Origin of the sequence: Nocardiopsis sp. CC223A (assembly GCF_030766825.1) — a bacterium.
Classification (GTDB): Bacteria; Actinomycetota; Actinomycetes; order Streptosporangiales; family Streptosporangiaceae; genus Nocardiopsis.
Map to the genome: position 1 here is coordinate 1 of NZ_JASFDV010000022.1, position 25,449 is coordinate 25,449.

At 72.2% G+C, this 25,449-nt stretch carries 18 protein-coding genes; 8 read left to right on the plus strand and 10 right to left on the minus strand.

Going from position 1 to position 25,449, the window contains the following annotated elements:
• Positions 1-52 precede the first annotated feature (52 nt).
• On the minus strand, positions 53-1,021 hold the full coding sequence (gene hemE / locus QJS33_RS11415; RefSeq protein WP_306367952.1) for a uroporphyrinogen decarboxylase: 969 nt from the start codon (positions 1,019-1,021) through the stop codon (positions 53-55).
• Between the two features lie 322 nt (positions 1,022-1,343).
• On the opposite strand from hemE, the gene QJS33_RS11420 reads away from it, so the two are divergent.
• From QJS33_RS11420 to QJS33_RS11440, 5 genes are all read left to right on the plus strand, one after another.
• Entirely contained in the window at positions 1,344-1,919 is a 576-nt protein-coding gene (locus QJS33_RS11420; RefSeq protein ID WP_306367894.1) for a DUF3000 domain-containing protein, read from the plus strand.
• Between the two features lie 96 nt (positions 1,920-2,015).
• Positions 2,016-3,266, plus strand: a complete 1,251-nt coding sequence (locus tag QJS33_RS11425) for an HRDC domain-containing protein (protein ID WP_306367953.1) — start codon at positions 2,016-2,018, stop codon at positions 3,264-3,266.
• Between the two features lie 256 nt (positions 3,267-3,522).
• The gene (locus QJS33_RS11430; RefSeq protein WP_306367954.1) at positions 3,523-4,572 is read left to right on the plus strand and encodes a tetratricopeptide repeat protein; all 1,050 of its coding nucleotides are present in this window, start codon (positions 3,523-3,525) and stop codon (positions 4,570-4,572) included.
• A gap of 617 nt (positions 4,573-5,189) precedes the next feature.
• Positions 5,190-6,389, plus strand: coding sequence for an acetyl-CoA C-acyltransferase (locus QJS33_RS11435; RefSeq protein WP_306367895.1), 1,200 nt, complete (start codon positions 5,190-5,192; stop codon positions 6,387-6,389).
• Positions 6,386-8,479 carry a 3-hydroxyacyl-CoA dehydrogenase NAD-binding domain-containing protein gene (locus QJS33_RS11440; protein ID WP_306367896.1) on the plus strand — a complete coding sequence of 698 codons (2,094 nt, stop codon included), beginning with the start codon at positions 6,386-6,388 and terminating at the stop codon, positions 8,477-8,479. The genes QJS33_RS11435 and QJS33_RS11440 overlap by 4 nt, the downstream gene beginning before the upstream one ends.
• 74 nt (positions 8,480-8,553) lie before the next feature.
• On the opposite strand, the gene QJS33_RS11445 is transcribed toward QJS33_RS11440, so the two are convergent.
• Positions 8,554-9,645: an NAD-dependent epimerase/dehydratase family protein gene (locus QJS33_RS11445; protein WP_306367897.1), complete on the minus strand. Its 1,092-nt coding sequence runs from the start codon at positions 9,643-9,645 to the stop codon at positions 8,554-8,556.
• Between the two features lie 69 nt (positions 9,646-9,714).
• Here QJS33_RS11445 and QJS33_RS11450 point away from each other — a divergent pair, with 69 nt between their 5' ends.
• The gene (locus QJS33_RS11450) at positions 9,715-10,176 is read left to right on the plus strand and encodes a MarR family winged helix-turn-helix transcriptional regulator (protein ID WP_306367898.1); all 462 of its coding nucleotides are present in this window, start codon (positions 9,715-9,717) and stop codon (positions 10,174-10,176) included.
• A 44-nt stretch (positions 10,177-10,220) separates the two neighbouring features.
• On the opposite strand, the gene QJS33_RS11455 is transcribed toward QJS33_RS11450, so the two are convergent.
• From QJS33_RS11455 to QJS33_RS11485, 7 genes are all read right to left on the minus strand, one after another.
• Complete coding sequence (locus QJS33_RS11455; protein WP_306367899.1) at positions 10,221-12,449, minus strand: MMPL family transporter; 2,229 nt, start codon at positions 12,447-12,449, stop codon at positions 10,221-10,223.
• Between the two features lie 20 nt (positions 12,450-12,469).
• Complete coding sequence (locus QJS33_RS11460; protein WP_306367900.1) at positions 12,470-13,645, minus strand: alpha/beta hydrolase; 1,176 nt, start codon at positions 13,643-13,645, stop codon at positions 12,470-12,472.
• On the minus strand, positions 13,642-14,820 hold the full coding sequence (locus QJS33_RS11465) for an alpha/beta hydrolase (protein WP_306367901.1): 1,179 nt from the start codon (positions 14,818-14,820) through the stop codon (positions 13,642-13,644). The genes QJS33_RS11460 and QJS33_RS11465 overlap by 4 nt, the downstream gene beginning before the upstream one ends.
• Positions 14,807-17,134: an MMPL family transporter gene (locus QJS33_RS11470; RefSeq protein ID WP_306367902.1), complete on the minus strand. Its 2,328-nt coding sequence runs from the start codon at positions 17,132-17,134 to the stop codon at positions 14,807-14,809. The genes QJS33_RS11465 and QJS33_RS11470 overlap by 14 nt, the downstream gene beginning before the upstream one ends.
• A 144-nt stretch (positions 17,135-17,278) precedes the next feature.
• On the minus strand, positions 17,279-18,907 hold the full coding sequence (locus tag QJS33_RS11475) for an FAD-dependent monooxygenase (RefSeq protein WP_306367903.1): 1,629 nt from the start codon (positions 18,905-18,907) through the stop codon (positions 17,279-17,281).
• A complete protein-coding gene (locus QJS33_RS11480) occupies positions 18,904-19,572 on the minus strand; it encodes an HAD family phosphatase (RefSeq protein WP_306367904.1) in 669 nt (222 codons plus the stop codon). Before QJS33_RS11480 ends, QJS33_RS11475 begins: the two co-directional genes overlap by 4 nt.
• Positions 19,569-20,606: a ScbA/BarX family gamma-butyrolactone biosynthesis protein gene (locus QJS33_RS11485; RefSeq protein ID WP_306367905.1), complete on the minus strand. Its 1,038-nt coding sequence runs from the start codon at positions 20,604-20,606 to the stop codon at positions 19,569-19,571. Before QJS33_RS11485 ends, QJS33_RS11480 begins: the two co-directional genes overlap by 4 nt.
• A 558-nt stretch (positions 20,607-21,164) precedes the next feature.
• Here QJS33_RS11485 and QJS33_RS11490 point away from each other — a divergent pair.
• Positions 21,165-21,971, plus strand: a complete 807-nt coding sequence (locus QJS33_RS11490; protein WP_306367906.1) for an AfsR/SARP family transcriptional regulator — start codon at positions 21,165-21,167, stop codon at positions 21,969-21,971.
• A gap of 57 nt (positions 21,972-22,028) precedes the next feature.
• Here QJS33_RS11490 and QJS33_RS11495 read toward each other — a convergent pair whose 3' ends face one another.
• Positions 22,029-24,239 (minus strand): MMPL family transporter, encoded by a 2,211-nt coding sequence (locus QJS33_RS11495; protein ID WP_306367907.1) that lies wholly within the window; start codon positions 24,237-24,239, stop codon positions 22,029-22,031.
• 117 nt (positions 24,240-24,356) lie between these two features.
• Between QJS33_RS11495 and QJS33_RS11500 the strand changes: the two genes are divergently transcribed.
• On the plus strand, positions 24,357-25,139 hold the full coding sequence (locus QJS33_RS11500; protein ID WP_306367908.1) for a TetR/AcrR family transcriptional regulator: 783 nt from the start codon (positions 24,357-24,359) through the stop codon (positions 25,137-25,139).
• Positions 25,140-25,449: the final 310 nt, after the last annotated feature.

The window sequence follows — 25,449 nt, forward strand, 5'->3', positions numbered from 1 at the left end:
GCCCCCGCCGCTCCGGGGGTCGGCGGCGGACCGGACCCGGCCCGCCCGCGGATCAGGCGGAGGTCTCCTCGTGGACGAACTCCGTCAGGCGCTGGAGCATGTCCGGGTCGGTCTCCGGCAGGACACCGTGGCCGAGGTTGAAGATGTGGCCGTCGGCGGTGCGGCCGCGGGACAGGATGTCGCGGGTGCGCTCGGCGACGACCTCCCACGGGGCGAACAGGGTCGCCGGGTCCAGGTTGCCCTGGAGCGCCGTGCCCGGCTGGACGCGCTGCACGGCCTTGTCCAGCGGTACCCGCCAGTCGACGCCCACGACGTCGGCGCCCGCCTCGCTGAGCAGGCCCAGCAGTTCACCGGTGCCCACGCCGAAGTGGATGCGCGGCACTTCGTACTCGCTGAGCCGGCCGAAGATCCAGGACGTGTAGGGCAGTACCGAGGCGCGGTAGTCCTCGGCGCTGAGCGCGCCCACCCAGGAGTCGAACAGCTGGATCGCGCTGGCACCCGCGTCGATCTGGGTGCGCAGGAAGCCGAGCGTGATGGCCGACAGGCGGCGCATGAGCTCGTCCCACAGCTCCGGCTCGCCGTACATGAGCGCCTTGGTGTGCTCGTGGTTCTTGGAGGGCCCGCCCTCGATGAGGTAGGAGGCCAGTGTGAACGGGGCGCCCGCGAAGCCGATGAGCGGCTTGTCGCCGAGCTCGCCGGTGAGCATGCCCACGGCCTCGGTCACGTAGGACAGGTCGCCGGGCTCGATGTCGCGCAACCGTTTGACCCCGTCCGCGTCGCGGATCGGGTCGGCCACCACCGGGCCCACACCGGCCTTGATGTCGAGGTCGATGCCGATCGCCTTGAGCGGGACGACGATGTCGCTGAAGAAGATGGCGGCGTCGACGTCGTACCGGCGGACCGGTTGCATCGTGATCTCGGTGATCATGTCGGGACGGGCGCAGGCCTCCAGCATCGGCACGTCGGCGCGGACCCGTCGGTACTCGGGCAGGGAGCGCCCGGCCTGGCGCATGAACCACACCGGGGTGTGGTCCACGGGCAGGCGCCGGCAGGCGCGAAGGAAGGGAGAATCTTGCAGCGTCACCCTTCGATCGTGCCATGCTCCGCCCGGTGCTCTCACGCGGATCGCCCCGAACGGTGACCGTGCGCAGCACCCCGGGGGTGCCGCCCGGTCCCAAGATCATCACAAAACCCCGACACGCCGGGGGATCTACGCCCCGGGGGTGATGACTCGTGCCACGGTCATTGGCGTGCCCACCCTCCTGAGCCGGGGGGAACCGCCCCCTGTCGGGCGACACCCCGCCTGCACGCGATCCCACTCAATGAAGGCTGACTTTTCCACCATGCCCGATGTCGGTAGCGCCGCGGACGCCGGCGAGACGTTCCGGCGAGCGGTCGAGGCCCTGAACGGCCCCTCCCTCAGGTCAGAGATCACCGTCCGGGAGATCCCCGCCCCGGGTCGGCTGGCCCCTCACACCGCCGCCGTGTCGGCGCAGGTCACCGTGCACGGCGAGGAGATCGCCTGGGGTCGCCTCATCGTTCTGTACGACCCCGAGGGGACCCGGGACTGGCCCGGCCCGTTCCGGGTCGTCTGCCAGGTCAACTCCGAACTGGAGTCGGACATCGCCACCGACCCGCTGCTGGGCCCGGTCGCCTGGAGCTGGCTGACCGACGCCCTGGCCTCGTGCGGGGCCGCCCACCACACGCTGAGCGGCACGGTCACCCGCGCCACCACCGAGGGTTTCGGGACCAAGGCGGGCGAGGGGTCCACCACGGAGGTGGAGATGCGCGCCTCCTGGACCCCCGAGGACGACGACCTGACCGCGCACGCGGCGGCCTGGCAGACCCTGCTGGCTTCGGCCGCCGGGCTGCCGCCGACCGATGTCGCGGACATCGCCCGGCAGCGTGCGCGGCCCTGAGACCTCCCGTCCGCAGGGGTTCACACGCTCGGCGAGGTCAGGTCCGGATCCGCGCGCGGTGTCGGCAGCGCATACCGTAGTGGTGTGGCGAACGCGTTGAACTCGAAGACAGAACCCCGTGAACCAGGTGACGACGACGCCGAGAAGGCGCCGCTGCTGCGGGAACCGCGCGAAGGTCTACCGGAGGTCACCTCCGACGCCGACGCCCTGGCCGGAGTCGTCGCCGCCGTCGCCGCCGGCAGCGGACCGGTCGCGGTCGACGCCGAGCGCGCGTCGGGCTACCGCTACGGACAGCGCGCCTACCTGGTCCAGCTGCGCCGGGAGGGTTCGGGCTCGGCGCTGATCGACCCGATCGCCTGCCCCGACCTGAGCGGCCTGGACGAGGTCGTCGGCGACGCCGAGGTGGTGCTGCACGCCGCGCACCAGGACCTGCCGTGCCTGAGCGAGGTCAACCTGCGCCCGCGGCGGCTGTTCGACACCGAGCTGGCCGGTCGTCTGCTCGGGTACCAGCGGGTGGGGCTGGGCTTCATGGTGGAGCGGATGCTCCACGTGCGCCTGGCCAAGGAGCACTCCGCCGTGGACTGGTCGCAGCGCCCGCTGCCGGAGGACTGGCTGCGGTACGCGGCGCTGGACGTGGAGATCCTCATCGAACTCCGCGACGCGCTGGAGACGGAGCTGGAGGAGGCCGGGAAGCTGGGGTGGGCGCGGGAGGAGTTCGCGTCCGTGCTGGCCGCGCCGCCCAAGGAGCCGCGCGCCGATCCCTGGCGCCGGACCTCGGGCATCCACCGGGTGCGCAACCAGCGGTCCCTGGCCGCGGTGCGGGAGCTGTGGTACGAGCGCGACCGGATCGCGCAGGAGCGCGACATCTCCCCCGGCCGGGTGCTGCCGGACGCGGCGATCGTGGAGGCCGCCTCCACCATGCCCAAGAACGCGACGGAGCTGAACCGCATCCGCCAGTTCGGGATCAAACTGGCGCGCCGGTACCCGGGGACGTGGATGAAGGCGATCGACCGGGCCCGGGAGATGGCCCAGGCCGACCTGCCCCGGCCCAACGCGCCCGGTGACGGGCCGCCTCCGGTGAACCGGTGGGCCGACCGCGCCCCGGAGGCGGCACGGCGGCTGGAGGCGGCGCGGGCGACGGTCACGGGCATCGCCGAGGACGTCGTGATGCCGACCGAGAACCTGCTGCTGCCGGACACCGTGCGGCGGCTGGCGTGGGCCCCGCCGGCGGCGGTGGACCCCGACTCGGTGGGGGCGTTCCTGCGCGAGCGCGGGGCCCGGGAATGGCAGATCGGCCTGACCGCGGAGCCCCTCGCGACGGCCCTGAAAACAGCCGAGGACGGGTAAACCTTTACCCCCCTCTCACGTCCTCAATCTCAGTGTGTCCGAAGTCACCCCATATAGGGGGCCTGGACCGCCTGTTCCATGACCTCCTGTCCGTTTAAGTTATGGAACTGTGCCTTGGAATTTCAGTGCACCGTGACCTCTTGACGGTGAAGAGGGAACGTTGCGACGGTGTGGGTGCACACCGCGCGAAGAGCACCGGCGGTCCGGCCCGGTGTGCGCTTTCAGAGGATGCGGTCAGGGAAAAGAGGTGAGTCCGCTGTCGTTCTGGCGTTCGCTGTTCGGTGGAACCGGACGTACGCGTGCCGACCGGGTGCGCGTCGTCGATGAGGGTGTCCCCGTGTCCGACGGAACCCGGGCGCGGGCGGACGTCCGGGGCGTGGATCCCGCCGACGCCCTTCCCTCCCGGATCACCGCCCCGGCCGCCGTGATCACCGAACCCTCCCGCGGGGCCCCCGCTCCCGTGGCCGGGTCCGCGCCCGGTTCCGGCCCCGTCGACTCCGGGTCCGGTGCGACCGGACGGCCCGCCCCCACCGCCGGGATGCGCGCCGCCTCCCTGGAGCGCACCCTGCGGTCCCTGGTGGAGCGCCTGGGCACCGAGCACCCCGACACCATCACCGCCCGCAACAACCTGGCGACCAAGTACGCGCAGATGGGCCGTCGCCAGGCCGCGGTGCAGCAGTTCGAGCTGGCCCTGGCCGAGGCCGTCGCGGTCTTCGGCACCGAGCACCCGCGCACCGAGATCATCCGGGAGAACCTCGCCTGGGCGTTCGAGGACGCGGGCCGCCCCGCCGACGCCGCCGCCCAGTGGGAGGTGCTGCTGCGGGACCGGGAGAGCGCCTTCGGGCCCAGCGACGAGGACACCGTGGAGGCGCGCAGCCGGCTGGCCGTGTGCTACCGGCGCAGCGGACGGCTGGACGCGGCGATAGCGCACTACGAGCGGGCACTGGCGGACGTGCAGGACGCCGAGCGCGGCGAGGACCTGCGGCTGGGGCTGAGCGCCGCGCAGAACATGGCGGGCCGCCACGACGAGGCCATCCGCCAGTTGCGGACGGTCCTGGCCGGACGGCGCCGCCGGATGGGCAAGGGCCACCTGGAGACCCTGACCGTGCACCACCGGCTGGGCCGCGCCTACACCCAGGCGGGGCGCACCGACGAGGCGGTGGAGACGCTGCGCGACGCCTACCGGGTGGCGCTCAACTCCTCCGGTGACCCGGAGGTGCGCCGGCTGACTCTGCGGCTGCGCCGCGACCTGGCGGGCGCCTACAGCGCCGCGGGCCGTCACCGCGAGGCCGACGCCCTGTTCTGAGCCCGGTCCGCCCGAGCGGCGGTGCGCCCCTCCGGAGGGGCGCACCGCCGCCGTCATTTTCCCCGGGCGGGGGACGGCGGCCGGGTCGCGGCACAGGTCGTCGGCCTCCAGGAGTCCGGCGCGGGTGCCCACCGCCCGGACCCGCGGATGTGGGCGGGCGCGGGAGGGCGAGCCGGTGCACGGGGGGCGCGCTGCGGTGCGCGACACCTCCCGGCGTTCGCGGTCGTCGGCCAAGGGCCGCCTCCCCGCCCGTGTCGGTTTCCCACCACAAACCCCGAACCGTGCGAAAACAGGGACGCGCGCTGCGGTGCGCGACACCTCCCGGCGTTCACGGCCGTCGGCCAAGGGCCGCCTCCCCGCCCGTGTCGGTTTCCCACCACAAACCCCGAACCGTGCGAAAGTAGGCGCGGCGGGACGTCGCGGGCCGTCGCGGGCCGTTCCGGTCGACCGGCTCGGATCGCCCCGCGCATCGGCCGAGAGTTCTGCCCCGGGCCCGTCGATCGTCGGTGCGCGGCCACCGCTCGGGAGCCGGGGAATGCGGCACTCGCGCAATTTGTTACCGGCGAGTAGCATGGGCTCGAAAGTCCACCCATCACCTTGGAGAAGGAGGGGCCATCGTGCCGCGAACCGCCCGCGATGTCGTATTCGTCGACGGGGTCCGCACCCCGTTCGGCAAGTCAGGCAAGGGCCTCTACGCCGAGACGCGCGCCGACGACATGGTCGTCCGCGTCATTCGCGAACTGATGCGCCGCAACCCGGGTCTGCCCCCGGAGCGCATCGACGAGGTGGCCATCGCCGCCACCACCCAGATCGGCGACCAGGGCCTGACCATCGGGCGCACCGCCGCGATCCTGGCCGGACTCCCCCGCAGCGTCCCCGGCTACGCCATCGACCGCATGTGCGCCGGCGCCCTCACCGCCGTGACCACCTCCGGCGCGGGCATCGCCTTCGGCGCCTACGACGTGGTGATCGCCGGCGGTGTCGAGCACATGGGCCGCCACCCGATGGGCGAGGGCGTCGACCCCAACCCGCGCTTCCTCTCCGAGAAGCTGGTCGACCCGACCGCGCTGGTCATGGGCAACACCGCCGAGAACCTGCACGACCGGTACCCCTCCATCACCAAGGAGCGCGCCGACGCCTACGCGGTGCGCAGCCAGGAGAAGGTCGCCAAGGCCTACGCCGACGGCAGGATCCAGCCCGACCTGGTCGAGGTCGTCGTCCGCTCCCTGGAGCAGGGTTACGGTCTGGCCACCAAGGACGAGCCGCCGCGGCCGGGCACCACCATGGAGTCCCTGGCCGGCCTCAAGACCCCGTTCCGCGCGCACGGCAACGTGACGCCCGGCAACGCCGCCGGCCTCAACGACGGCGCCACCGGCGCCATCCTGGCCGCGGAGGAGGTCGCGCAGGAGCTGGGCCTGGACGCCAGGATGCGCCTCGTGGACTTCTCCTTCGCCGGTGTCGAGCCCGAGGTCATGGGTGTCGGCCCGGTCCCGGCCACCGAGAAGCTGCTGGCCCGCCAGGGCATCACGATGGACGAGATCGGCCTCATCGAGATCAACGAGGCCTTCGCCGTCCAGGTGCTCGCCTTCCTGGAGCACTTCGGCATCGCCGACGACGACGCCCGCGTCAACCCGTGGGGCGGCGCCATCGCACTGGGCCACCCGCTGGCCTCCTCCGGCGTGCGGCTGATGATGCAGCTCGCCCGCCAGTTCGCCGAGCGTCCCGACGTCCGCTACGGCATCACCACCATGTGCGTCGGCATGGGCATGGGCGGCACCGTGCTCTGGGAGAACACCAACTACGAGGGGGGCAAGTGAGCACCGCACTCGACGAAGCGCGCGAACTGTTCAAGGACGAGGTCGTCACCAAGGCGATCTCCCGTGACATCGAGCTCCCCTACGGCGCCGGCACCGCCGTCCTGATCACCCTGGACAACGGCCACGACCACACCCGGCCCAACACCTTCGGCCCCGGCGGCCTGCTCGCCCTGGACGCCGAGATCGAGGCCGCCCGCGCCCGCAAGGACATCGTGGCGGTGGCCGTCACCGGCAAGCCGTTCATCTTCGCCGTCGGCGCCGACCTCAGCGGCGTGCCCGCGATCCGGAACCGCGAGCAGGCGCTGGCCATCGGCAGGCTCGGCCACGACGTGTTCCGCAAGCTCGGCGAGCTGGACGTGCCGACCTTCGCGCTCATCAACGGCGCGGCCATGGGCGGCGGGGTCGAGGTCGGCCTGCACTGCACCTACCGCACCATCTCCTCGGGTGTCCCGGCGCTGGCCCTGCCCGAGACCTTCCTGGGCCTGGTGCCCGGCTGGGGCGGCACCTACCTGCTGCCGAACCTGATCGGCGCGGAGAAGGCCCTCAAGGTCATCATCGAGAACCCGCTGGCCCAGAACAAGATGCTCAAGGGCACGCAGGCGTTCGAGCTGGGCATCGCCGACGCGATCTTCGAGCCCGCCGACTTCGTCGAGGAGTCCCTGCGCTGGGCGGCCAAGGTCGTCAAGGGCGAGGTCACCGTCGAGCGCCCCGCCGTCGACAAGGGCGAGGCCTGGGACAACGCGGTCAACATGGCCCGGTTCGTGGTCGAGGGCAAGCTGCACGGCGCCGCCCCGGCCCCGGCCCGCGCCGTCGAGCTGGTGGCCGAGGCCAAGACCCGCACCCGTGACGAGGGCTTCGCCGCCGAGGACGAGGCGCTGGCCGACCTCATCATGAGCCCCGAGCTCAAGGCCGGCCTGTACGCCTTCGACCTGGTGCAGAAGCGCGCCAAGCGGCCCGCGGGCGCCCCGGACAAGTCGCTGGCCCGCAAGGTCACGAAGGTCGGCGTCGTCGGCGCCGGCCTGATGGCCGGCCAGCTGGCCCTGCTGTTCGCCCGCCGCCTGGACGTGCCGGTCGTCATGACCGACCTGGACCAGGCGCGCCTGGACAAGGGCGTCGCCTACGTCCACGGCGAGGTCGACAAGCTCCTGAAGAAGGGGCGCGTCAACCAGGACAAGGCCAACCACCTCAAGGCCCTGGTCACGGGTTCGCTGACCAAGGACGCCTTCGCGGACGCCGACTTCGTCATCGAGGCCGTGTTCGAGAAGATGGAGGTCAAGCAGCAGGTGTTCGCCGAGGTGGAGGCCGTGGTCTCCCCCGAGGCGATCCTGGCCACCAACACCTCCTCGCTGTCCATCACCGAGATGGCCTCGAAGCTGGAGCACCCCGAGCGGGTCGTCGGCTTCCACTTCTTCAACCCCGTCGCCGTGCTGCCGCTGCTGGAGATCATCCGCGGCGAGAAGACCGACGACGCCGCCCTGGCCACGGCGTTCGCCGTCGCCAAGAAGCTGAAGAAGACCGCCGTCCTGTGCAAGGACGCCCCGGCGTTCGTGGTCAACCGCCTGCTCACCCTGTTCATGGGCGAGGTTCTGGGCGCGGTGTCCGAGGGCACCGAGCCCGAGGTGGCCGACCGCGCGGTGGCCCCGCTGGGCCTGCCGATGTCGCCGCTGATGCTGCTCCAGCTGGTCGGCCCGGCCGTGGCGCTGCACGTGTCGGAGACCCTGCACGAGGCCTTCCCGGACCGCTTCGCGGTCTCGCCGGAGCTGGGCGAGATCGTCAAGGAGGGCAAGACCGCGATCTTCGCCCCCGACTTCAGCATCGACCCCGAGGTGAAGAAGCTGTTCGCGGGCGGCGACGCCCCGTCCACCGAGCCGGAGATCCTGGACCGCGCGCTGCGCGCGCTGGCCCGGGAGATCGGGATCATGCTGGACGAGGGTGTCGTGGCCGAGGCCGCCGACATCGACCTGTGCCTGATCACGGGTGCGGGCTGGCCGTTCCACACCGGCGGTATCACCCCCTACCTGGACAAGGTCGGGGTGTCCGAGGCCGTCAACGGCAAGCGGTTCCACGAGGGCGACCCGAAGGCCGTCTGACCGACCGGGACGACCTCCTGAAAGTTCGACGGGCCCGGCCCCCGGTGGGGGTCGGGCCCGTCGTGCGTCCGGGGTCAGCGGACGGATCCGGCGCGCGCCTGCCCGGCGGGCAGCATGCCGTGGGTCCGGTACCAGGCGCCCATGGCGGTGACCGTCTCGGCGACGGGACGGAACTCCACGCCCAGTTCACGGCGGGCCAGGTCGGAGCTGATGTTGCGCGCGTCCCCCTCGCGCAGTACCCGAACGCCCTCGCGGGTGGCCGTGGGCTCCCCGCCGCGGATGCGGGCGCTGAGCTCCATGAGGGTCGCGGCCGCGGTGGCCAGGCCGGCGGGGACCGACCGGGGCGCCCGGACACCGGTCTCCGCCGCGACGGTGTCGGTCAGTGCGGGCAGCGACCGCTTCTCCCCGGCCACCACGTAGCGGTCGGCGGTGCCCACGCGGGCCGCGGCGACGCAGGCGTAGGCGACGTCGCGGGCGTCCACCACGTAGTTGCGCAGGCGCGGGATGGCCCGGACCCGCCCCTTGGCCACGTCGAGGAAGAGGCGGCCCGCGGAGGTCGGGCCGGCGTCGCCCGGACCCCACATCCAACCGGGCAGCACCGTGGCGACCCGGGTGGTGCCGGTCTTGCCGGAGCGGACCATGGCGGCGACCGCCCGGTCGGCGCGCACCTTGCTGGTGGGGTAGGTGTCCGACACCGCGGGCCGCGCGTACTTCTCCGGGGGCGGGGTGCTCTCGTCGGCGGGGCGCTCGGGCCCGCGCAGGGCCATGGTGTTGATGGACCCGGTGTGCAGGAACACGGGGACCCCGGAGGTGGCGGACGCGCTCAGGACCTGCTCGGTACCCTGCACGTTGATCCTCTCCAGGGGCCCGGTGCGGGTGGGGTCCTGGAAGTACTCGCGGAAGTAGGCGGCGGTGTGGAAGACCTCGTCGATCCCGGTCAGGTGGCCCCGGTAGGTGGCCGGCTCGGTGACGTCGCCGCGGACCAGGTGCAGGCGGGGGTCGTCGGGCAGCAGGCGGCGCGCCCGCTCCAGGTCCCGGACCAGCGCGACCACCTCCTGGTCCAGGCCGAGGAGGAGTCGGACGATGTTGCCGCCCAGCAGGCCGGTGGCCCCGGTCACCAGGGAGCGGTCCCGCTTCGGAAGTCGTGGCGTTTCCGTGTCCGCCATGATGTCACATCCCAACTATCATGTATGCAGATAATATTTTCGGCTTATGAATTTCTAAGGCGGTCCGGTATGGAGAACGCGTCGGGTTGGGGGACACCCCTGTGGCACACGACCGGCTACCGACTGATCAAGTTGGGCGAACTGGTCCAGGCCGTCACCCTCGACATCTTCGGACCGCAGGAGATCACGGCCCGCCAGTTCCACGTGCTGGCCGCGGCGGAGGAGATGTCCGACCCCTCCCAGAAGGAACTGAGCCGGGCCCTGGGGGTGGACCCCAACGTGATGGTCGGCCTCATCGACGATCTGGAATCCCGCGGGCTGGCCGAACGCAAGCGCAACCCGAAGGACCGCAGGCGCTACATCGTGACGCCCACCCCCGAGTCCGCCCTGCTGCTACAGAAGGCCCGTGAGGCGGTGTCCACCGCCGAGGAGGAGTTCTTCGCCCCCCTCTCGCAGGAGGAGCGCACGGTCCTGCACGCACTCTCGGGGCGGCTGCTGGACTCCCACCCCCGGGTCACCAAACACGAGTGACCCGGGGCCGCCGGGGGCGGGACGGCCCCCGGCGGTGCGTCCGGCTACTCCGAGATGCCGAACCGGGCGTGCAGCCTCTTGAGCGGCGCGGGCGCCCACCAGTTGGCGTCGCCCGCCAGGCGCATGAACACCGGCACCAGCACCCCGCGGATCAGCGTGGCGTCCACGATGATCACCACCGCCATCCCGATCGCCAGCATCATCAGGTAGAGCACGTCGGACACCGCGTAGGTGGCGAACGACGCGGCCAGGATGACCGCCGCCGCCGTGACCAGCGGACCGCTGCGCTGTAGCCCGGCCGCGACCGCGCGGGTGTTGTCCCCGGTCAGGTCGTACTCCTCCTTGATCCGGGACATCATGAACACCTCGTAGTCCATGGAGAGCCCGAACGCGATGCAGAACATCAGGATCGGGAAGGTCGTCTCCAGGGTCCCGTTGGCGGTGAACCCGAGCAGCCCGGACAGGTTGCCCTCCTGGAAGATCCAGACCATCACGCCGAACATCACCGCGAGGCTGAGCACGTTGAGCACGATCGCCTTGGCCGGCAGCAGCAGGCTCCCGGTCATGAGGAACAGCAGGACGAACGTGATGGCCAGGATGAGCCCGAACACCAGGGGCACCTGTCCCAGCAGCGCCGCACGGAAGTCGGCGAGGTCGGCCGGGTAGCCGCCGATCTCGGCGGCGGCCGGTGCGGGCACGTCCCGGATGCGCTCGATCAGGTCGGCGCCGTCGGAGATCGCCTCGGTCTCGGGCACCACGGAGAACCATGTGGCCTCGGCCGAACCGAACCGTTCCTGAGCGCCCGGCTCGGCGTCCGCCACCTGCTGCCCGTCCACGTACCGCCCGGTGAGGGCGTCCACCTGGTAGACGCCCTCCACCCGGGACAGCTCGGCCGCGTAGTCGCTCGCGGACGCGCCCTCGGCCTCGGCGGCCGGCAGGTCGACGATCACCTGGACCGCGTCCATCTCCTCCTGGGCGAACCCGGTCTCGATCTGGTCCTGCACGTCGCGGCTGGAGTTGCCCTGGGGCAGCACCCGGGCGTCGGGCAGGCCGAAGTTCAGCCCCAGGGCCGGGGCGGCCAGCACCAGGACGACGATCAGGGCGGGCAGTCCCCACAGCACGGGGCGGCGCATCATCCGCAGGGCGGTGTCGTGCCACCAGCCGCGGTCGGGGTCGGGCTCGCGCTTGGGCCGGACCCGGTGCCCGATCTTGGCCAGCGCCGCGGGCAGGATGACCAGGGAGGCGAACACCGAGGTCACCACCGTGCCCATGCCGGAGTAGGCGAAGGACTGTAGGAACGGGAACGGGAAGAGCATCAGGCACGACAGCGCGACGGCGACGGTCAGGCCGCTGAACGCGACGGTGCGCCCGGCCTTGGCGACCGCGGTCGCGACGGCGTCGGGGACCTCCCGGCCGCGGGCCAGCTCCTCCCGGAACCGGTTGATGATGAAGAGGCTGTAGTCGACGCCCAGGCCCACGCCCATGACCAGGGTGAGGTTGGCGGCGAAGGTGGACACGTCGGTGATGTAGGTGACCCCGCGCAGCAGGGCCAGCGTGGTGATCACCGAGAACAGGCCCATGCCCAGGGTGAGCGCGGCCACCGAGAACCGCCGGTAGATGACGAACAGCAGCACGAACACCAGCGGGAAGATGATCGCCTCGGCGAGCAGGAAGTCCGCCTGGGCCTGTTGGGCGGCCTGGCGGAAGATCTCGTCGCCGCCGCCGACCTCCACCCGCAGGATGTCGTCCTCACGGGTGAAGTCCGGGGAGATCTCGCCCAGCGCGGTGCGGGCCTCGGTGACGCTCCCCTCCATGCGCACGGTGATGAGCGCCTGGGAGCCGTCCTCGGAGCGCATCGCCGGGGAGTCGCCGCGGCCCCAGTAGGAGGCGGTCTCGGCGACGCCCTCCCGGGCGGCCAGTTCGTCCTCCAGGGCGGTGGCGGCCTCGACCACGGCCGGGTCGTCCACGTCGCCGTCCTGGGCGGTCACCAGGAGCAGGAAGTGGTGCTTGCCGGTGCCGAAACCCTCCTCCAGACGCTGTTCCACCAGTGCCGACTCCGAGCCCGGGCTCTCGAAGCGGCTCAGCAGCAGCCGGTCCATCGTGCCCGCGGCCAGGAACACCCCCAGCAACGTCAGGACGATCGCCAGGATGATGACCCGGCCCGGGCGACGGGCCAGGCCCTCCCCCAGGCGGGCCAGCAGGGGCGGGCGCTCCGGCGGGCCGCCGGTGCCGCCGGCGCCCGGGGGTGAGGCGGTGGTCGATGAGGTTGCCATGGTGCTCTCGCCTTCCAGGGTCAGGACGTGGGGGCGTGCCGGTCCATCCACTCGGCCGCCGTGTCGTACAGGAGTTCCGCGCCGGCGTCGATGGTGACGAAGTGCCCGGCGTCGGTGAGGGTCGTCTCGGTGACCTCGGGGCTGGAGGTGAACAGACCCGGGTAGCCCTCGACCCCCTGGCGCAGCACGTCGTGGGCGCCGAAGACCAGGTGGACGGGGACGTCGATCTCACCGATCAGGTCGAGGTCGTAGAGGATCGCCATGGGCTCGGAGACCATGACCCCGCACGGGTTGCGGCCCCACAGCCCTTCGATCTGGGCGACGACGGCCGGGTCGGCGTGCGGGCCGAGCCCGCCCTCGGTGAAGTCCTCCAGGGTGGGGTCGAAGTACACGTAGCCGCGGGGGTCGCCCGGGGACTCGTGCTCCTCGCCGCCCTCCAGGCAGGTGCGGTAGGCGGTGAGGAACCGGCGGTTGGTGTCGTCGGTGATGCCGACGGCGGCCCAGCCGGTGAGCAGCAGCCCGTCCACGCCGCCGAAGGAGACCGCCACGCTCTCGGCGACCAGGGCGCCGCTGGAGTGGCCGCCCAGGACGACGGTGTCGAAGGACACCGGGTCCTCGCCCTCGACCTCGTAGTCGCCCGCGCGCAGCTGTTCGACCACTTGGTGGGCGATGTCGGCGTGGGCGCCGCTACAGCTGGCGAACCCCTCGGGGATGTCGCTGGAGCCGTAGCCGAGGCGGTCGATGGTGACCGAGGCGTGCCCGCGTGCGGCGAGTTCGTTGACGTAGTTGCGGCCCTCGACGTCCAGGCGCCAGATCCATTCGCCGGTGTTGGTGCCGTGGACGAGCAGGGCGACGGCGGGCGCGTCGGCGGACAGGGCCGCTTCGGGGGCGGTCAGGTGTCCCCGGACCGTGTACTCCTCGCCGTCGGCGGAGCACTGGCCGCGGGTGCGGTTGACGTTGTCGACGGTGAACTCGACGGCCAGGTCCACGACGCCGGGCGGGGTCACGGCCGGTTCGCGGGGGGTCTCGGGGGCGGCCGGGGCCGCGGCGGCGGGTGCCGCGGCCGCGGGTGCGGCGGTGTGCTCCGCGGCGGCCGCGCTCGTGGCCACCGCGGCGGTGAGCAGGAGGGAGGCCGCCAGGGCCGCGGCGCGCAGGCGGCGGGACGGGCGGCGCGGGGGCGCTCCGGTGGTGTTCACCGCTGTTCCTCCAGCCAGTCGGCCAGGGCCGTGCGCAGTTCGGCCGCCCCGGGTTCGAGGACGAGGTAGTGGCCCGCGTCGGCCACGGTGACGGTCTCGGTGTCGGATGCCCCGGTGAAGAGCCCGACGTGGTCGGCGCCGTCGGACACGCGCGTGTCGGCGTCGGCGAAGGCGAACAGCACGGGCACCTCGATGCGGTGGAGGTTGCGGGTGTCGGTGGCCAGCGCCTCGACCTGGGTGCCCAGGTCGCCGCAGGGCGTGCGGGACTGGAGGTCGGCGGCCAGGGCGGCGACCGGGGTCGCGGGGTCGCTGAAGTTGGCCCGGGTGTAGGAGGTGCGGCCGACGTCCACGTAGGTGTATCCGGCCGCGTCCGCACCGTCCGGGTCGGGCGGTCCGGCCTCGGCGTCGGCGGGCACGCCGCCCTGCATGCAGGAGGCCAGGCCGCCGAAGAAGCGGGCGTTGGCGCGGTCGGTCACCCCGGTGCCGCTCCAGCCCAGGAGGGCCAGGGCGTCGGGGGCCGCCGGGCCGTCGAACGAGTAGGCGGTGATCTGCGCGATCTGGGCGCCGCTGTGGTGCCCGGCCAGGACGACGGTGTCGAAGGCGGGGGGCTCGTCGGGCCCCGGGCCGGTGGCGCCGCCCTCCCCCAGGGTGTAGTCGCCCGTGCGGACCTGCTCGATGACCTGCGCGGTCATGTCGGCCTGCGAGCCCAGGCACATGGCCAGGCCGTCGGGCCGCTCCCCGCCGTAGCCGAGCCGGTCCAGGGTCAGGGAGACGCCGCCCAGCAGCGCCATCTCCTCGGTGTGGTGGTATCCGGGCTCGTCCAGCCGCCAGAACCACTCCCCCGCCGCCTGTCCGTGCTGGTAGACGGTGACGGCGGGGTCGTCCTGCTCCAGTGCCTCGGCGGGGCCGGTGAGGTGTCCCCGGAGGGTGTACTCCTCGCCGTCGCTGTTGCAGGGCAGCCGCGAGTCGTTGCGGTTGACGACGGTGAAGCTCACCGGGACGTCGACGATGCCCGCGTCGGCCATGCGCTCGGCGGTGGCCTGCGCCCGCTCCCGGGCGGTGGGCTCGGGTGCGGCGGCCGGCCCGTCCTCTCCCGAGGGGAGCAGGACCAGCGCGGCGGCGACCGACGCGGCGACCGCGCCCACGGCGATCAGGGTGTTCCTAGTCCCGGGCACGGGCCACCTCCGCGGTCTCTCGGGCGGGTTCGGCACCGTGTCCGGGTACCGGGGTCCGCGCGGGCTCCTCGGGAGTCCGCGGGTCAGCGGGGGCGCGGCCGGGTTCGGCGGCGTTCTCGCCCAGGGTGGCGTCGAAGATCCGGTGGAGCCGGCGCAGCGGTCCGGGCGCCCACCAGGTGGCGCGGCCGGTCATGCGCAGGACCGAGGGCACCAGGAGGCAGCGCACGACGGTCGCGTCGGCGATGACGGCCAGGGCCACGCCCCAGCCGAGCATCATCGTGTTGGTCACCCGGGAGGCGCCGATGACGATGAGGACGACCGCCAGGGCGACCGCGGCGGCGGTGATGATGCCGCCGGTGCGCCGGAGCCCGAGTTCGACGGCCGTGCGGTGGTCGCCGGTGCGGTCGTACTCCTCGCGCATCCGGGACAGCAGGAAGACCCCGTAGTCCATGGACAGTCCGAAGGCGATGCAGAACATGAGCACCGGCAGGGCCGTGTCGATGAACCCCGTCGGGGTGAACCCGAGCAGTCCGGAGAGGTTGCCGTCCTGGAACACCCAGACGACGGCTCCGAACATGGCGGTCAGGCTGAGCGCGTTGAACAGCACCGACAGCAGGGGCAGGAGAACGCTTCCGGTGAGCAGGTAGACCAGGACCAGCATGCCGACGACGACCACGGCCAGGGTGGCCGGGACGCGCTCGGCGATGGCCGCCTGGGCGTCCACGACCGCGGCGGCCTGGCCGGTGACCGAGACCTCCAGGGACGTGTCGACCGCGCGGATGTCGCGGACCAGGTTCTGGCTCTCCAGGGAGATGTCCTCGACCTCCGCGTCCGGGACGACCTGGATGTAGGCCAGGTCCTCGGACTCGCGCAGGGCGTCCACGGGGGTGCGCTCGCGCAGGTGGGCGCCGTCGATGTGGACGCCCAGCGGGGAGCGGACCTCCGCGACGTGGTCCAGGCGCGAGAGGGCGGCGGCGTAGTCGTCCAGCAGTCCGGTGTCGGTGTCCTGCGGGGCCTGGTGGACGAGCACGTCGACGGCGCCGGTGGCGGTGGAGCCGAAGTCCGTGCGGATGGTGTCCATGACCTCGCGCGACTCGACCCCGGCGGGCAGTTGGCGGTCGTCGGCCATGCCGAACTCCACCCGCAGGAAGGGCAGCCCGACCGCGATCAGCAGGGCCAGGGCGATCAGGGCGAACACCGGTGCCCGCCCCATGACCGCCCGGGTCAGCCGGCCCCAGCGCCGGTCGGCGGCCTCCTCCGGGGAGAGGGCCGAGCCCCGGCGCAGCAGGCGGCGGGGGTCCAGCGCGTTGACGCGCGGGCCCAGCAGGGTGAGCACGGCCGGCAGGACGACCAGGGAGGTCAGGGCGGCCAGCAGCACCACGGTCACGCCGGAGTAGGCGAAGGAGCGCAGGAAGTACAGGGGGAAGAACAGCATCGCGGCCAGGGCGGCCGAGATGGCCAGGGCGGAGAAGACGACGGTGCGCCCCGCGGTGCGGACGGTGGTGAGCGTGGCCTGCGCCGGCGGGGCGCCGGTCGCGAGTTCGGCCCGGAAGCGGCGGACCATGAGCAGGGCGTAGTCGATGGACAGGCCCAGGCCGAGCGCGATGGTGAGGTTCTGAGCGAAGACCGATACGTCGGTGAATCCGGCGATCGCCCACAGCACCGCGTTGGTGCCGATGATGGACACCACCCCGACCAGCAGGGGCAGGGACGCCGAGACGACGCTGCCGTAGACCCACACGAGGATGAGCAGCGTCAGGGGCAGGGCGATCATCTCCGAGCGGACCAGGTCCTCGGCGATGGTGGTCTCGATGTCGTTGAGGACGGCGGTCTGTCCGCCGACGCCGACGGTGAGGGGCCCGTGGTCGCCGCCGTAGCGTTCGGCGAGGTCGGCCACGGCCGCGCCCGCCTCGGCCTCGGTGCCGGACACGTGCGCGGCGATGAGCGCGCGGGTGCCGTCGTCGGACTTCAGTTCCTCGGAGCCGGTCTGCCAGTAGGAGGTGACCCCGGCGACACCGTCCTCGTAGGCCAGCCCCTCGGCCAGGCCCAGGGCGCGGGCGGCGGCCTCGCGGTCGTCCACCCCGGCCTCGGCGGTCACCAGGAGGATCAGGTTGGGCCGGCTGTCGGGGAAGTGCTCCTCCAGGATCTCGGCGGCCCGGGCCGATTCCGAGGAGGGGTCCTCGGTGCCCTGGCCCGCCCGGAGGCGGTCGGCGACACCGGAGCCCAGGACCACCGCGCCGATCACGGCGAGGAGTGCGGTCGCCAGGACCCACCAGGGCCTGCGCGTGGTGAGCCGGGTCAGTGCGTCGAGCATCGTGTCACCCCCGTTCGTCGTTCGCGGGCGGAACCGCCGATGGCGACCGGAGTCCTCCGGCCGCCATCACGGGTGCCGTCGCCGCCACAGTACTGTATAAACATGCGACGATCATCAACCTAAACGATAGGATTCACATATCATTTACCTGAGGGACCGCTCGGCACCGGGCAGTAGGACCCCGCCCAGGAACACCCCCGGCCGCCAGTGCGCGTCCAGGGGGGCGACCGAGGAGACGACCGCGTCCGGTCGGACGTGGATCACCCACCCGGCCCCGTCCCTGGCGCCCTCGGTGAGGCGGGCGACGTCGTGGTCGCCCTCCGGTTCCGCCGACGCGGTGGTGAGCAGCAGCACGTCCACGTCGTCGGGGACCTGCTCGCGAAGCCCGGCCGCCGCCTCCCGGACGCGCTCCGCGGGACCGCCGCCCACCAGCAGCGTGTGCCGCCCGGAGGCGAGGTACGCGTGCAGGCTCCGGGCGTCGGTGCCCCGGAGCGGGGACAGCGGGGCGTCGCCGATGCGCCGCCCGGGCAGGGCGCCGCCCACCGCGTCGCGGGCCCGCCATCCGGCAGGGGGCGCCGTGACGGCGGGGCTCTCCGACAGGTCCGGGGAGATCTGCGCCAGCTGCGGCACCAGACGCTTCTCCAGCAGCCCCGAGGCCGACAGGGTGCGCATCAGGGTGTCGCGCACCAGCCGGGCCAGCGGAGCCCGCACCATCCAGGTGCGGGTCTGCTGGTCGGCGCTGCGCACCACCGCCTTGGCGGTGGGGCGGCGCTCCAGCGGATAGCTGTCCAGCAGCTCCTCCGGCGCGCCCCGCAGTACCGTGGCGAGCTTCCAGGCCAGGTCGAACCCGTCCTGGATGCCCGTGTTGAGGCCCTGGCCGCCGGCCGGGCTGTGCAGGTGGGCGGCGTCCCCGGCGATGAGGACCCGGCCGCGGCGGAACTCGCGGGCCACCCGGGCGTGCACCCGGAAGCGGCTGCGCCACCACACGGTGTCCACGCGCAGGCCCCGCGGACCGCGTTCGGCCAGCAGACGGGCGATCAACGCGTCGTCGGGCGGGGCGGTCTCCCCGTCCGGGGCGATGTCGAAGAACACCCGGTGCCCGCCGCCGGGCAGCGGCACCACCACGAGCACCCCGTCGGGGGTCAGGTGGTACTGGGCCTCCCTGTCCGGGGTCGGGCCGCTCACGACACCGTCCGCCAGCAGGAACACCCGGTCGTAGGTGTCGCCCTCGAAGGCCACTCCCAGGGACTCGCGGACGGTGCTGCGGCTGCCGTCGGCGGCCACCACCCAGGGGACGGTGACCTCCTCCGCGGCCTCCGGGTCGCCCTCGGGGCCCAGGGCGACCCGGACCCCGCCCTCGACGGGCTCCACCGCGTGGACCCGGGTGGACCACTCGACGGAGCCGCCCAGGGCGAGCAGGCGGTCGTACAGGGCCTGCTCCACTCCGGGCTGGGGCAGGCAGATCGGGCCGGGGAAGGCCGTGTCGCGCAGTCCGCCGAAGCGGACCCCGCCGATGCGCCTGCCGGCGGAGAAGTAGGACGCCGACTCCAGCGGCAGGGAGCGGTCGACCACCTCCCGGTCCACACCCAGGCGGCGCAGGACCTCCAGGGCCCCGCTCCACAGGATGAGGGCCTTGGGCTCCTCGGCCACCCCCGCCCGGCGCTCGACCACGCGGCACGGCACACCGTTCTGCATCAGGGTGCAGGCGGCGGCCAGCCCCGTGGGGCCGGCGCCGACCACGAGCACCGGGGGGTGCGGATCGGGAGTGCTCACCGCGCCCCCTCGGCCTTCGACGGAGCGCCCGAGACCTTCAGGACCGAGGTGATCTCCTCGACCGCCTGCGCGTTGTTCTGGAAGCGGACGGTCGCCATGCCCAGCTCCGCCGCGGGCTTGAGGTTGTCCTCCAGGTCGTCCACGAACAGGCACCGGTCCGGGGTCAGGCCCAGCCGGGCCAGGAGGCGCTCGTAGATCTCGGTGTCGGGCTTGCGCACGCCCTCGTGCGCGGAGTTCACCACGACCTCGAACAGTTCGTCGGCGGGCACGGTGGCCCGCCACAGGCTCTCCCACTCCACGACGTTGTTGGTGAGCAGGGCCAGCCGGTAACCGTCCATGCTCAGGCCGCGCAGGAAGTCGGCGAACTCGTGGTTGCCGGTGCGTCCGGCGAACCACAGCTCGCCGAAGGTGCGGTCCTCGGGCAAGGCCCATCCCCCCTCGGGCAGTTCGGCGGTGATGGAGGCGACCATCTCCGCCTCGGTGATGGCCCCGATCTCCAGCAGCGCCATGGGATCGGCGCCGACCTTGGCCGCGGCGGCGCCCATCGCCGTGAGAATGGCGTCGGCGGTCAGGTCGACCGTGCGCGCGAAGTGCTCCAAGGTCTCGTGGAGCGGGTTGGTGAGCACGCCGCCGTAGTCGCACACGACGGCCTCGATGCGGTTCACACCCACTGGGCCACCTCGATCCGGAACGAGCTGTTGGTGGTGCCCTGCTGGTTGACGCGGACGTCCACGCCGACGACCGGGCCGAACCGCTCGTCGGAGCGGAAGGGGGCCAGGTCGGCCTCCACCGTGGTGGGCAGGTCGTTCTCGCAGAAGGACGAGAAGGACGCGTCCACCGACACCGGGACCAGGGTCACCGGGTCCAGGCCCGCGGAGCGGGCCACGGCGGCCACCGCCACCTGGCGGGCGGCCTCGATGAGGAGGTTGCCGGGCAGGTGGTCCAGCGGGTGGTCGAACAGGTGCGGGTGGTCGTGGTCGGGGACCACGGTGGCCCGCCAGCCCTCGTCCCCGCGCTGGACCGGGTCGGTGATGACGACGTTGCGCGGGTCGCGGCGGCCCACCACGGCGGGCGAGGCCGGGATCGCGCGGGGCGCGGCCGCGTCGCTCCAGTCCAGGGCGTCCCGGCCCTTGGTGCGCAGCGCCTGGTACGCGGGGCGGCCCAGGAAGATGAGCGCCCCGGTGGCCTTGGCGACCTCGGTGCCGTTGATGAAGACGTCACCGCGGAAGTCGTAGCCGCGCAGCTTGCCCGCCTGGTTGCGGTACAGGTCCGCGTCGGTGCGGATCAGCGCGCGGCCGGGCTCGGGCCCCTGGCGCAGGCCGTCCAGGTCGCTGATGTGCAGGGACATGCGGTGCATGATGAACGCCCGGTCCAGGGGGACGTCCAGGTGCCGGTGTGAGATGAGCACCCCGGTCTGCCGGCAGGCCTCCAGGATCAGCGGGAGGTCGTAGGTGGGCGTCTCCAGCATGACGTGCCCGCGGGGCAGCTGGGCGGCGACGTCGAACGTGTTCTCGCCGGTCTGCCTGGAGTCGGTGACGAACACCTCCGAGACGGCGTTGCGGTGGACCAGCCCCCGGGGGACGGTCGCGTCGTAGTCGAGCTCCCTGGTCTCCCCGAAGTCGGGGTCCAGGTGGGCCAGGTCCCGGTCGTCGGTGTCGGCCGTCGCGGTGGCCTGCGGCCCGGTGGTCGTGCGGTTCATGTCTTCCCTTTCGTTCACATCCCCCTCGACGGGTGTTCCGCGGAGAGGACACGGACTTCGGAACGGTGAGGAGGGCGACCCCCGTAACGGAGGCGGACGGGGAACGGTCCGCCTCCGCCACGGAACCGAGTATTCGGAGGCGACCTGAAGACGACCTGGAGCGCGACCTGAAGGCCCAGCGTGAAAAAAACTCACTTCTGACTCCGCGCAAGGCTTCCACGTGGGGGAATGAACGCTCAATTGATCATTCACACCGATCATCTGCTTTTTGTGATGATCGACACAGGAGATGACTTCGGGACCTGTGGCCCACGGTCCCGCCTGCGAAGGCCCGCACCTTGATGGCACAGGGAGATTTATCCATTACTTACAGGCACTGGTCACGTGCTTATGATCGGCTCACCGCATACCGACGGTGTGCACAAGCCGTCGCAGAGCGGTACTCCGGACCGATTCGGAGCAAGGCCTCCGCCACCGATGCCGGAGAGCACCGCACGGGATCGGAGTGCACGAGAAGCTGGAGACGGGTAACGCAAGAATCGCCGGAAGGGCTCCGGAATGATCAGAACCACGCAGGCGGCACCGACGACCATTTCCGTCCTGGGGGAGCTGGAGGTCGTCGGAGAGCACGGTCCCCTGCCCCTGGGCGCCCCCCGACAACGCGCCGTGTTCGCGGCACTCACGCTCAACGCCGAGCGCGCCGTGACCACGCAGCGCATCATCACGATGGTGTGGGGTCCGAGCCACCCGACCCACGCCGTCAACCTGGTCCACAAGTACGTTTCCGGGCTGCGCCGTGCGCTCTCCGCCCTGCCCCCGCACAGGAGCGTCACCATCGAGAGCGGTCCCTCGGGTTACCGGCTCGTGCCCCCGGCCGGTCAGATGGACCTGCTCCTGTTCCAGACCTGGATCCAGACCGCACGCGCGATGCGCGACAGCGGTGAGGAGGTGGGGGCCGCCGACCTGTTCGGCCGCGCCCTGGCCCTGTGGCGGGGCCCCTTCCTGGGCGAGCTGTCCGGACCCGCGTTCGACGACGAGCGGGAGTTCATGGAGACCGTCCGCCTGGTGGTGCTGGAGGAGTACGCCGCCGTCGGCCTCCGGACCGGTCGCCGGGCCGAGGTGCTGGAACCGCTGCGCGACGCACTGCGGCACCACCCGCTGGAGGAGAACCTGGCCCGGCTCCTCATCCTGGCCCTGTACGAGGAGGGCCGCACGGCCGAGGCGGTCCGCGTGTACCAGATGCTGGCCACACGGATGCTGGGGGAGCTCAACGTTCCGCCCCGCCCCGAACTGCACGACCTCTACCAGGCCATCCGCCGCCACCAGCCGCTCTCCGGCGCACGGCGGTTGCAGAACACCCCCTGATCCGCCCACGGCCGGGGCCGCCGGGAGACCTCTCCTCCCGGCGGCCCCGGTCCCGACTCAGACCCCCGCGGGCACGCGCTCGCTCCCGGCCTGCGCCGGGGCCGCGGGCTCCTCGCCGCCGCCCTCGGAGATGCCGATGCGGTCGTGCAGCCACCGCAGCGGCCGGGGCAGCCACCAGTTCACCCCGCCCAGCAGGCGCATCGCGGCCGGGACCATGATCGCGCGGACCAGGGTGGCGTCCACGAACACCGCGATCGCCAGGCCGATGCCGATGATCTTCAGGAACAGCAGGCCCGAGGTGCCCATCGCCAGGAGCACCACCACGAGCAGGACCGCCGCGCTGGTGATGATCCGACCCGTGTGCTGGAGCCCCGCCGCCACCGAGCGGGTGTTGTCCCCGGTGCGCAGGAACTCCTCGCGGACCCGGCTGAGCAGGAACAACTCGTAGTCCATGGCCAGACCGAACGCCACGATGGTGATGAGCACCAGGTAGGTGGGGTCGATCGTGCCGACCGGCTCGAACCCGAGCAGCCCGGCGAAGGCGCCCTCCTGGAAGCCCCAGACCACCACTCCCAGCGAGGCGCCCAGGGACAGCGCGCCCATGAGGATCGCCTTGAGGGGCAGGACGACCGAGCCGAAGGCCAGGAAGAGCAGGAACAGGGTGGCGCCCGCGATGAACGCGACGGTGACCGGGGCCGCCTCCACGATCGCGGCCACGTTGTCCTGCTGCATCGCCGCGACACCCCCCACCAGGGTCTCCTGCGCCCCCGCCGGGGCGGGCTCGGCGCGCACGTCGGCGACCAGGCCCTTGACCTCGTCGGAGTCGGTCGCGCCCTGGTAGGCGACCAGGACGTGGGCGACGCCCTCGCCGGTGCGCTCCACCCGGGCCAGGGAGACCTCCGGCAGGTCCTCCAGACGTTCGACGTACTCGTCCAGCGCCTCGTCGGAGGGGTCGCCGGCCACCGCCACGTGCAGGCGGCCCAGGCCGCCCGCCGGGAAGTCCTCGGCGACCGACTCGGTGGCGATCCGGCTGCCCGCCTCCTCGGGCAGGTAGCGCTGGTCCGTGGTGCCCAGGTGGGTGGCGGCCAGGCCCGAACTGAAGACCACCAGGACGCTGAGGACCGCGACCAGCGCCACCGCCGGGCCGCGCATCACGGTGCGGGCCAGCCGTGTCCAGCCGCCCTCCTGGAGGGTCCCGGTGACGGTGCGGCGGGGCAGCGGCAGTCGGAGCCGGTCGATGCGCCGGCCCACCACCGACAGCAGCGCCGGGAGGAACACCAGGGCGGCCAGCAGGTCGAACAGGACCACGGCGATGCCGCCGAAGCCGATGGACTTCAGGATCGGCTGGGGGAAGAAGAGCAGGCCGGCGAAGGCGATGCCGACGGTGACCCCGGAGAAGGCGACCGTACGTCCCGCGGTGTCGACGGTGCGGCCGACCGCGGCGGCCACCCCCCGGCCCCGGTCCAGCTCCTCGCGGAACCGGCTCACCATGAACAGGCCGTAGTCGATGGCCAGCCCCAGGCCCAGGATGGTGGCGACGTTGACCGCGAACACCGAGACGTCGGTGACGTGGGTGAGGGCGCGCAGCACCGTGAGGGAGCCCAGGATGGCCAGGCCGCCCACCGCCAGGGGGACCACGCCCGCGATGAGGCCGCCGAAGATCAGCACCAGCAGGAACAGCAACAGGGGCATGGTGATGAGCTCGGCGCGGACGATGTCGGACTCGGCGGTCTCGGAGAGCTCGTGCTCGACCGCGACGGGACCGCCCAGGTGGGTCTCCAGCGGGCCCGACTCCAGGTGTTCGGCGGCGGCCTCGTACCGGTCCAGGCGGTCGGTGTGGCCCTCCCCGGTGAGGGTGACGGGGATGTAGGTCGCGTGCATGTCCTCGGAGACGAGCATGCCGCGTTCGATGTCGGAGAGGTCCTCGTCGAGGTAGACGTCGAAGTCGGCGACGACGTCCGCGGGCATGCCGTCGGCGATGCGCTGGACGGCCGCGGCGAAGGTGGGGTTGTCGACCTTCATCTCGTCGCTGCGGTAGACGGCGACGATGTCGATGTCGTCGTGGCCCAGCTCGCCCTCGATGAGGTCCATGGCCTGGGAGGACTCTGCGCCGGGGTCCTCGAAACCGCTTTCGCTGACGTCGGAGAAGACACCCGAGCCCCAGACCGCGGCGAAGACGGCGAAGAGCGCGGTGGCGACCAGCACCGCCCACCGGAAGCGGTGGGCGCCGAGCCCGAGACGACCGAAAAGCCCCGTGTGCGTTGGCATGAGCAGCCCTTTCGGCAAACGGTCTTTATGCCAGTTAACGGTGTTTACTAAAGCGTGCAGGCATTACGATGTCAATATCACCGACGATCGACCACAAACCGGGGTGTACCGCAGCAGATGACGAAGCCGCAGCTGGAACAGGGCGAGCGGGCACCGAGCCGACGGGAGCGTGTGCGCGAAGCCACACTCGCCGAGATCAAGGGCATCGCCCGCCGCCACCTCGTCGAGCAGGGGGCGGCGGGGGTGTCCCTGCGCGCGATCGCCCGCGAGATGGGGATGACCGCGCCGGGGCTGTACCGCTACGTGTCGGGCATCGACTCGCTGCTGGTGCTCATCACCGCGGACATGTTCGACGAGCTGGCCGCCGCGGTGGCCGCGGCCGACGCCGGCGTTCCGGCCCGGGACACCGACCGGCGCATCGTCACCTCGCTCCGGGCGTTCCGAAGGTGGGCGCTGGAGCACCGGGCGGAGTTCGCCGTCATGTTCGGGCCGCGCGCCCGGCTGGAGCCGGGGGTGGACCTGACGCCCGCGGTGGAGGCGGGCAAGCGGTTCGGGGCGACCTTCTTCACGCTGTTCGAGCGGCTGGTCCGGGAGAAGAGGTTCGAGCTGCCCGACGGGCGGTCGATCACACCCGAACTGGAGCGGGAGCTGCGGTCCTTCGCGGACCTGTGCGGGTTCGGGGACTCGCGCACGCCGGTCGAGGCCGTGATGGTGCTCAGCTCGTGCTGGGTGCGGCTGTACGGAGTGGTGTGCATGGAGATCTTCCAGCACCTGGATTTCGTGATGCAGGACATGGAACCACTCTTCGAGTCCGAGCTTCAGAACATACTGACAGGCCTGGGCGTTCAGTACGAATCACCCGAAAGCAGCAATGTAGTTACTATGGGTAAGTCCGATTAAGCCCCATACTTAGAGGTCTGTGGCACTTGCCGGATTCGCCCCGGGTGGATTCGGCCCTGGCCGGCGCGCCATGGCATGAGAGCGAGGACCGACCCCGTGGAGAACCGACCCGGCGATGAGCGCTTCCGCCCGTCCACCGGCACCCCCTGGGTCCCCGGCACCACCGTCCACGCCTCCCCGCAGGACACTCCCGCCGCAGACATGCCACCGCACCCGGCGGCACCGCGCACGGGCCGCGCACAGAACGCACCCGCCCCGGGCATGCCGCCTGGCCCCGCCGTAGACGCACCACCGCACAGGGCGGCACCAG

What these genes read in the sequence shown, in the direction of transcription:
- QJS33_RS11420 (WP_306367894.1), top strand. Translation starts at nt 1,344, where the DNA reads ATGCCCGATGTCGGTAGCGCCGCGGACGCCGGCGAGACGTTCCGGCGA.
- QJS33_RS11445 (WP_306367897.1), bottom strand. Translation starts at nt 9,645, where the DNA reads ATGGCGGACACGGAAACGCCACGACTTCCGAAGCGGGACCGCTCCCTG.
- QJS33_RS11450 (WP_306367898.1), top strand. Translation starts at nt 9,715, where the DNA reads ATGGAGAACGCGTCGGGTTGGGGGACACCCCTGTGGCACACGACCGGC.
- QJS33_RS11455 (WP_306367899.1), bottom strand. Translation starts at nt 12,449, where the DNA reads ATGGCAACCTCATCGACCACCGCCTCACCCCCGGGCGCCGGCGGCACC.
- QJS33_RS11470 (WP_306367902.1), bottom strand. Translation starts at nt 17,134, where the DNA reads ATGCTCGACGCACTGACCCGGCTCACCACGCGCAGGCCCTGGTGGGTC.
- QJS33_RS11485 (WP_306367905.1), bottom strand. Translation starts at nt 20,606, where the DNA reads ATGAACCGCACGACCACCGGGCCGCAGGCCACCGCGACGGCCGACACC.
- QJS33_RS11490 (WP_306367906.1), top strand. Translation starts at nt 21,165, where the DNA reads ATGATCAGAACCACGCAGGCGGCACCGACGACCATTTCCGTCCTGGGG.
- QJS33_RS11495 (WP_306367907.1), bottom strand. Translation starts at nt 24,239, where the DNA reads ATGCCAACGCACACGGGGCTTTTCGGTCGTCTCGGGCTCGGCGCCCAC.
- QJS33_RS11500 (WP_306367908.1), top strand. Translation starts at nt 24,357, where the DNA reads ATGACGAAGCCGCAGCTGGAACAGGGCGAGCGGGCACCGAGCCGACGG.